Origin of the sequence: Paenibacillus jilunlii (genome assembly GCF_900102965.1) — a bacterium.
Classification (GTDB): domain Bacteria; phylum Bacillota; class Bacilli; order Paenibacillales; family Paenibacillaceae; genus Paenibacillus_AQ; species Paenibacillus_AQ jilunlii.
The window spans coordinates 57,597-65,538 of record NZ_FNGM01000029.1 but is presented as its reverse complement, the minus strand read 5'-3'; the positions used below and the strand labels follow the sequence as shown (position 1 = coordinate 65,538).

General features: G+C 53.1%; 7 protein-coding genes. 5 read left to right on the top strand and 2 right to left on the bottom strand.

Features of this window, described 5'->3' with window-relative positions:
• Together BLQ82_RS29315 and BLQ82_RS29310 are read right to left on the bottom strand one after the other, a co-directional pair.
• Positions 1 to 278 (bottom strand): transposase (locus BLQ82_RS29315; RefSeq protein ID WP_074648801.1); only part of this gene is annotated, 278 nt, incomplete at its 3' end.
• Between the two features lie 307 nt (positions 279 to 585).
• Positions 586 to 1,518 (bottom strand): hypothetical protein, encoded by a 933-nt coding sequence (locus BLQ82_RS29310; protein WP_143013589.1) that lies wholly within the window; start codon positions 1,516 to 1,518, stop codon positions 586 to 588.
• A gap of 213 nt (positions 1,519 to 1,731) precedes the next feature.
• Here BLQ82_RS29310 and BLQ82_RS29305 point away from each other — a divergent pair, with 213 nt between their 5' ends.
• The 5 genes from BLQ82_RS29305 to yqeH all read left to right on the top strand — a co-directional run bounded on the left by BLQ82_RS29305 (position 1,732) and on the right by yqeH (position 7,921).
• Positions 1,732 to 2,688, top strand: coding sequence for an AAA family ATPase (locus BLQ82_RS29305; protein ID WP_062518978.1), 957 nt, complete (start codon positions 1,732 to 1,734; stop codon positions 2,686 to 2,688).
• A gap of 1 nt (position 2,689) precedes the next feature.
• Positions 2,690 to 3,940, top strand: coding sequence for a DUF58 domain-containing protein (locus BLQ82_RS29300; protein WP_062518976.1), 1,251 nt, complete (start codon positions 2,690 to 2,692; stop codon positions 3,938 to 3,940).
• Positions 3,937 to 6,180, top strand: coding sequence for a DUF4129 domain-containing transglutaminase family protein (locus tag BLQ82_RS29295; RefSeq protein ID WP_062518974.1), 2,244 nt, complete (start codon positions 3,937 to 3,939; stop codon positions 6,178 to 6,180). Before BLQ82_RS29300 ends, BLQ82_RS29295 begins: the two co-directional genes overlap by 4 nt.
• A gap of 89 nt (positions 6,181 to 6,269) precedes the next feature.
• Entirely contained in the window at positions 6,270 to 6,797 is a 528-nt protein-coding gene (locus BLQ82_RS29290; protein ID WP_062518972.1) for a YqeG family HAD IIIA-type phosphatase, read from the top strand.
• 5 nt (positions 6,798 to 6,802) lie between these two features.
• Entirely contained in the window at positions 6,803 to 7,921 is a 1,119-nt protein-coding gene (gene yqeH / locus BLQ82_RS29285; RefSeq protein WP_062518984.1) for a ribosome biogenesis GTPase YqeH, read from the top strand.
• Positions 7,922 to 7,942: the final 21 nt, after the last annotated feature.

Genomic DNA, 7,942 nt, shown 5'->3' with positions numbered 1-7,942 from the left:
ACGATGGCGAGCTCCTCTTCGACGTCTGCAATTCGCTGCGCCCTTGCCTGTAATTCTTTTTCTTGTTCCAACAGTCGCTGCTCGAGTTCACGAACCTTTTCCGCACTGTTTACAGGTTCATTCCCGAACTCCCGATACTTTGCCAGCCAGTTGTGCAGTACGCCAGGGGAGATGCCCAGCTCCTCACCAATCTCCACCACTGTCTTCGTCTGTTCCTGAATATACTTGACCGTTTCTCTTTTAAACTTTTCATTGTACCGTTGCCGTTGTTCACCCATGTGAACACCTCCTCGTTAAGTTCATTATTCATACTCTCTTAACGGGTGTCCACTTTTTATTCTACTTTCAAAAAGAAACTTATTTAAGCAATATTCCCTTATTTCGAGCGAAATGAGCTGAAATAGTTTACCTTTTTCCACTTAGCCTACCGGGTTTCTCGATGTTAAAGTGATACTTTTTTCACTTACCCAGCTTATGAAGCGCCAAGAAGATACGTACCCTCCATACAAACTTTTTGATTGAAGCTCCGCAGGGGGGATCAAAATAACTGAAGAAATGCCGTTGTTTCCTCACTGCTGCGTCCGGTTATAGAGGCAGGCGGCTCTCAAAAAGCCTCAATGCCGAAGCGCTGATATCCTTATAATCTATACCGAGCCAGAGCCGGGTTTCCGGTTCATAGTCTTTGTTAAAGATCAGGGCCGACAGGTTTCTGATAATTAGATAAGACGCGTAAGGATGAGGGAAATCCGGATCATTCTTGGCCTGCAGCAAAAATTTGTTCAGAACCGCATGATCCTTCGAATAGAACAGCTCGACTAACTTGGCCCGGTATTCCAGCTCTGTGGATTTCATGTCAGGAAACTGGCTGTAGTCATACTGATGTTGCGCTTCGTGTTTCAAATAGGAAATCTGAAATTCTTCCGACTGCAGATCGCCATAGCGCTTGAAATTGCAATACAGCCCCTCCACGTCGGCCCATCCACCGACCCATTTATGCTCACATGTAGCGAAGCTTATCCAGCCCTCCAGCAGAAAGTCCGACAACATATAGACCGTAACATGCTGTAGCCCTGACGGAAGCTCAACCTTATAATCCATGCTCTCCATCGTGCGCCAGATATAAGGGCCTCTATAGGGAGGCGTGACACCTCCTAAAAAATAATAGCCTTTTTCTGCGAAAATAAGGGTAAGCTTCTGCTCAATTGCATCGAGGTCCGGCGTGTTCTCCATCTGTACTAACGGAGCCAAAGCATTTTTGAGATGTTCTTCCGCAGCGGCGACGGGTACTTTTTCGGAGCGGGTCAACACTGTACGGAAATAAGCATGGTAAGTAAGAATGACACTCTTGATCCAGCTATCCGGGGATGCAATCTGCTCTTCATTATCTTTTGAATAAAAACGTTCTGTAAATCGCTGCTCGATTGCTGTGATTTCCCCGGTCCGGGGCTGGATGGATTTCAGATGATCCATAGCCTGGGGAATATCTCCTTGAAGACACAGCGAATAAAATGTATCCATATCTCCACTTCTTTCCGCAAACATTTTGCAAAACCAGGATTCATAATACTTTCTATTAAAAGTATAATTTTCCTTCATACGAGTTATATATTTTTGGAGACGGGTCTGCCTGCGTATCTTAAAGATCGTTATTTCCAATAATGTACTTTGGGGTCCCTAATCATGTAAAATGTAAGTATTACTGCTTATTCTGACATAGGAGGATTACCCCATATGCCCGTAAGTCAAGAATCCATGCAAATTATGAACGCTGTACGCAATAATCTGGAATCCTGCATCCTCGGTAAATCATTTGAAATAGAGCTGCTGCTGACTGCTCTGCTGGCTGGCGGACATGTTCTGATTGAAGATGTGCCGGGAACGGGCAAAACCCAGCTTATACGGGCGCTGTCAAGATCTATGTCCGGTGAATACCGCCGGATTCAGTGCAATCCGGATATACTGCCAAGCGATATCACCGGGGTGTCCGTCTATCATCCGCGCGATGAAATGTTCCATTTTCGTCCGGGCCCGGTCATGACCAATATTCTTCTTGCCGATGAGATCAACCGCGCCACCACCAAAACGCAGTCTGCACTGCTTGAAGTGATGGAAGAGCGGAACGTTACTGTAGATGGAGAGACGTATCCGCTTCCGCATCCGTTCATGCTCTGCGCGACGCAGAATCCGATTGACTTCGAAGGCACCTATACGCTGCCGGAAGCCCAGCTTGACCGCTTTATGCTGCGGATCAGCCTGGGTTATCCGGATGCCGGTACCGAGAAGAATCTGCTGATGAGCCATCAGGAGGGCCAGCCGGTGGACAGGCTGACTCCAGTGACCGGTATGGACCAGATTGCAGCCATTCAGGAGGAAATCCGTTCCGTCTATATCAGTGATCCTGTCCTGAATTATCTGCTGGATGTGGTCCGGCAGACCCGGGAGCACCCGCTGGTGCTGCTCGGGGCAAGTCCCCGGGCCTCCCTCTCGTTCATGATGGCCTGCAAGGCTTATGCGTTCCTGCAGGAACGTGATTATGTGCTGCCTGATGATGTGAAGATTCTGACCCCTTATGCCCTGGGGCACCGTATTCTGCTGCGTCCGGAGTCGCGTCTGGACAATGTCAATGTGGACACCCTGCTGCAGAAGCTGCTGCAGAGCATTCACGTGCCTGTCACGATGAGGCAGTGAGATGAAGAGCTATCTATCCGGGGCTGCGGCGGTTATCCAGCCCGGCAAACTCGCCGGGGTTCTCGCCATTTGGGGCATCACGCTGCTCTATGTACTTTTTCAGGGCGGCAAAACTTCCTTCATGCTGTTTATTATGGTCACAGTGCTGCTGCTGTATTTAATCATCGGGGGCCTTGGCGGTGTCCGCCGGGCCAGAGGCACACGCAGCCTGTATTCCGAGCAGGACAAGCCTGATTTATTATATGCCGGCGGGTTCCTGCGGGTGAAGCTTAGCATTACCATTCCAGGTTTTTTACCGTTGCCGTATGTAGTGGTAAGAGAAATACTGAAGCGCCACAACGGGGAATCCTGGGTGTTCGAGGAGAGTCTTATCCCGAGCCTGAAGGGCAGGGGGGAACTGCATTTTCAGACTCCGGCGCTGGAACGGGGTCATTATACTTTTGAAGGTACGGATATCCTCGCGGAGGATATCTTCGGTCTTGTAGAGCACAAAGGTACGTTTCACGCCGAGGGACAGTTCCGCGTTCTGCCGCGCTCGGTATTCGTTCCGCGCTGGCAGCTGTATGAGCGGAGAGCCCGGCTGGCCGGGCCTCAGGCTTCCCTGGTTCCTTCGCGGCGCGAGACGACACAGATCAACGGCGTCCGTGATTATGTCTATGGTGACCGGCTGACCCGCATTCACTGGAACGCGACAGCCAAAACCGGCGACTGGAAGTCGAAGGAATTCGAGCATGAATCCATACCCAAAACCGTGCTGGTGCTGGACGGCAGTGCTTCAGCCTATGGCAGCGGCAATCAGTTCGAGCTTGCTGTTTCGATCACTTCCTCGCTGCTGGGCTATGGCATCCGGGAGCGGATTGGCATCGGCATGTGCTGCCTGGATAAGAACACGAAGGTGTTCAGTCCTGCGGAGGGCAGTGCGGAACGCCAGAAAATGATCCAATATTTAATCGATATCAATGCTGAAGGCCGGGGACCGCTGATTACAAGGCTGGAGAAGGCATACCGCATGTTTCCCAAAGGTTCCTATTTTGTGCTGATCAGCCCGCAGTCGGGCCAGCCGGTATTGGATGTGCTGCGCTGGGCAGAGAGCCGGGGGATGACGCCTTCGCAGATTCATGTGCGGAATCCCGCTGCCAAGAACCGCAACCAGGAGTGGATGGATGTGCTGGCATCGCGCGGCGTAACAGGCTACAGTGTAAGTTCGCTGCAGGAGCTCCCCGCGGTGCTCGGAGGTGACAGAGTCTTATGATACGCTGGTGGAACGGAATCAAATCGTCATGGCACCACTCCTTCAGCTTATTGTGGCTGATGGTCATTGCCCTCCAGTGGGTTTCCTACACGGAGCCCTTCTGGCTGGAAGTAACAACCGCCGCAGTCCTGCTTACTCTGGCTTTTGCGGCAGTGATTGAAATTCTTGTACCCGTCAAAATGATCTACCGGCTGCTGCTTGAGGCTGTTGCAGGGGTATACCTTACCTACCGCATGATTCTGCATTATGGAGTCTATGTTCCCGATCCCTGGCTGCCGGGGCTTCGTGAGAGGCTGCCGGATATCTTGTCGCATATGGCTCCGTACCTCTGGTTTGCGCTTGGAGCACTGGTTCTGCTTCTGCTGTCCTCCTGGTGGGTATCCTCCAAGTCGCGGATACTGATGTTTACCGGAATGAATATCGCGGCGTTTGCTGCACTGGACTCTTTTACGTCTTCTGTTCTATGGCAAGAGGTGGCTTGGACCGTATTTGCCGGCATGGGCTGGCTGGTCACCCAGCATTTAAGAAGCTTTCAGCTGCATTACCCGCGCGGCTGGACCCAGTTGCTGAAATATCCTTTTAAAATCGCGGTTAATGTAGCCATTATCTTCTCTTTAGTGATTATTACCGGTGTAAATATGCCTGAAGTGCGTCCGACACTGACGGACCCGTATACCGCATGGCAGGAATGGAACGGCAACGGAAGCAGCTCAGGTTCCGGAACCGCCGGGGCCTCCGATAACGGAACCGGTACAGCCTCTACAGGCAGCACGACCTCCGGATACAGTACGGATGACAATAATCTGGGCGGAGGCTTCAATTTCGATTATTCGCCAGTGATGACTGTAACCGCGGATCTGCGCACGTATATGCGCGGAGAGACCCGCAGCGTCTATTCAGGCTCGGGCTGGAGCGACGACAACCCTTTCACCAGAGGAGAGCTGAAGGGTGGCGTGGTCGGGCAGCCGCTGGAGCAGAACAGGGGCTCCAAGGTCCAGACAAGAGAGCTGAAGCAGACTGTAAAGATACTGGGTGGGAATTCCTATCCGGTGCTGTTCGGGGGCCTGTCCATTTCGAAGGTCATCTCGGTGAATGGTACAGATACCAGCGGCGGTTTGCTCTGGAGAAGCGAGGGCAGCGAACTGCTGTGGAAATCCGTGGAGAACAGCAGAGCGTATCCGAGAGAATATGTGCTGACTTCCCAGGTGCCTGTTGTTCCCATTCAGGAACTGAACAAGCAGACCTATGAGCAGCTCTATGGAGGGCTTGATATTGATCAGCAGTACCTGCAGCTTCCCGGAAACTTCCCGAAGCGGGTCAGAGAGCTGGCGGAAAAGGTTACGGCGCAGGGGAAGACGCCTTATGAGAAAACAGCGCTTCTGCAGCAATATTTGCAGCAGTCCTTCCCCTACACCAATCAGCCGGATCTGTCCCGGCGCAAAAGCAAAGACCTTGTCGAAAGCTTCCTGTTCGAGATTATGGAAGGCTATTGTGACTATTATTCCACTGCGCTTGTGACCATGGCCCGTTCACTGGATATTCCGGCCCGCTGGGTGAAGGGCTATGCGCCAGGCGAGCAGGCCCAGCTTCCGGACAACCTTGCCGTTCAGCAGGGAGGCACACTGGTTAACAATAACTATACGATTACCAATGCGGATGCCCATTCCTGGGCGGAGGTCTATTTTGGGGATTACGGCTGGATTCCGGTCGAGGCGACGCCGGGGTTTACGGCACCATTGCTGGCACAAAGCGAAGATACCGCGCCACAAGCGACCGCCGCACCTGAAGAAAAGCAAAACCAGCCGGAACCGGTGGAAGTGAATAAGGGGACACAGGAGCAGAGCTTTCATCTGAAAATATGGATCGTGGCAGCGGCAGCGGTTGTGCTCCTGGCGTGGGCAGGATTCCTGCTCTGGCAGCGCCGGTTCACCCTGCGCTTCTTTCTGCAGCGGCTCCGCAACGGCCAGCCGCTGTCTCCGGTCCAAAAAGTTGAAGCAGAAACCGCGCGTTGGGTAAGGTATGCCCGCAGGAAGGGCATGCTGAAGGAAGAGCATGAAACCCTCCGTGAATCCGTGGACCGCTGGAGTCATGAGCGCCCTGCGGCTTCCGGCAATCTCGCGGCGCTGCTGCGCATGTTCGAACGGGCAAAATACAGCCCCGAGGTTATTGAAGACAAAGACTGGCGCAGCGTGTATACTGAAGCTTTGCGGCTGCGCAAAAGCATCAAGTCCGGCAAGTGATAAGGCGGGCGCACAATGGCCGCTGCAGATTCATTTGCGAAGCGCAAAGAGTATGATATAGTTTTTCGTAAGAAATCGAGGTGAACGTATTGTTTGAAAGGTTAGTACCCAAACTCCGGGTGAATACGGTATTCGATATTGCTCTTGAGGAGCTGTACGCTCTGGGCTACCGTGGCATCATTACGGATCTGGATAATACGCTGGTCGGCGCCAAAGCGCCCCTGGCGACTCCCGAGCTGCTGTTATGGTTCACGAAGGTGAAGGAGCTTGGCTTCAAGCTCATTATCGTGTCGAACAATAACATGGAGCGGGTGTCACGCTTTGCCACGCCGCTTAATATTGAGTTTGTGCATCAGGCCCGCAAGCCCAGCAATACTCCATTCCTGAAAGCAATGAAGCAGATGGGGCTAACGCCGGAACAGACGATTGTGGTGGGCGATCAGATGCTCACCGATGTCTACGGCGGCAACCGGCTGGGATTGTATACGGTATTGGTACTGCCTATCTCCGTTAAGGATGAAGGGATCGGCACGAGATTCAACCGCAGGGTGGAGAGAATTGCAACGACAAGGCTGCGCAAGCAGGGATTGTGGCACGAGGAGGATAAACCTGAATGAATTCAATGAATGAAACGAAGCGCCCTGAGAAATGCAGCGGCTGCGGCATTAAACTGCAGACCACGGATAAGGACCTCCCCGGCTATATTCCGGGGGTGGCATTTGAGCGGGAGCCCGTGATCTGCCAGCGCTGTTTCCGTATTAAGAACTATAATGAAGCTTCTTCCGTATCCGTGGATCAGGATGAGTTCCTGCATCTGCTGAGCGGCGTGGGCGAGAAAAATGCGCTTGTCATTCATATTGTCGATCTTTTTGACTTTGAAGGCAGCCTGATCTCCGGCCTGCAGCGGTTTGTGGGCAACAATCCGGTCATTCTGGCAGTCAATAAAAGCGATTTGCTGCCCAAGGTGACGAACTGGAACAAGCTGCGCAACTGGATGCAGCAGCGCTGCAAGGAGCATGGCCTGCGGACGGCGGAAATTGTCCTCTGCAGCGCCAAGCGCAACCAGGGTTTTGACCGTCTGCTGGTTGCCGTGTCTGAGCTGCGCGGACAACGCGATGTGTATGTGGTCGGCGCAACCAATGTCGGCAAGTCCACGCTGATTAACCGGCTCATCTCCGATTACAGCGATCTGGAGCAGGAGCTGACTACTTCCCGTTATCCGGGCACCACGCTCGATACTGTGAGGATTCCTCTGGATGACGGGCATTATATCATCGACACACCTGGGATTGTATATCCTTGGCGCTACAGTGAACTGGTGGAACGCAAGGATCTGGGAGCAGTCATGCCCGAGAATCCGCTGAAGCCGGCTGTATACCAGCTGAACGAGGGACAGTCGCTGTTCTTCGGCGGTCTGGGCCGTTTTGATTTCGTGAAGGGGGAACGTCAATCCTTCACCTGCTACATCAGCGGAACGCTGAAGATTCACCGCACGAAGCTGGAACGCGCAGATTCCCTCTATCAGGAGCACCGGGGAGAACTGCTGTCTCCGCCGGGAACCGCAGACATGGACAAGCTGCCGCAGTGGCAGCGCCACGAGTTCCGCATCGGCCGGAACAGCCAGAGTGACCTGTTCATCTCCGGCCTGGGCTGGATCAAGGTGAACGGGACAGGCGGAGCAGTTGTGGCTGTTCACGTCCCGAGGGGCATTAAGGTTCTGACCCGCCCGTCGCTGATCTGACCTAAGGAGGGCGAATACGCT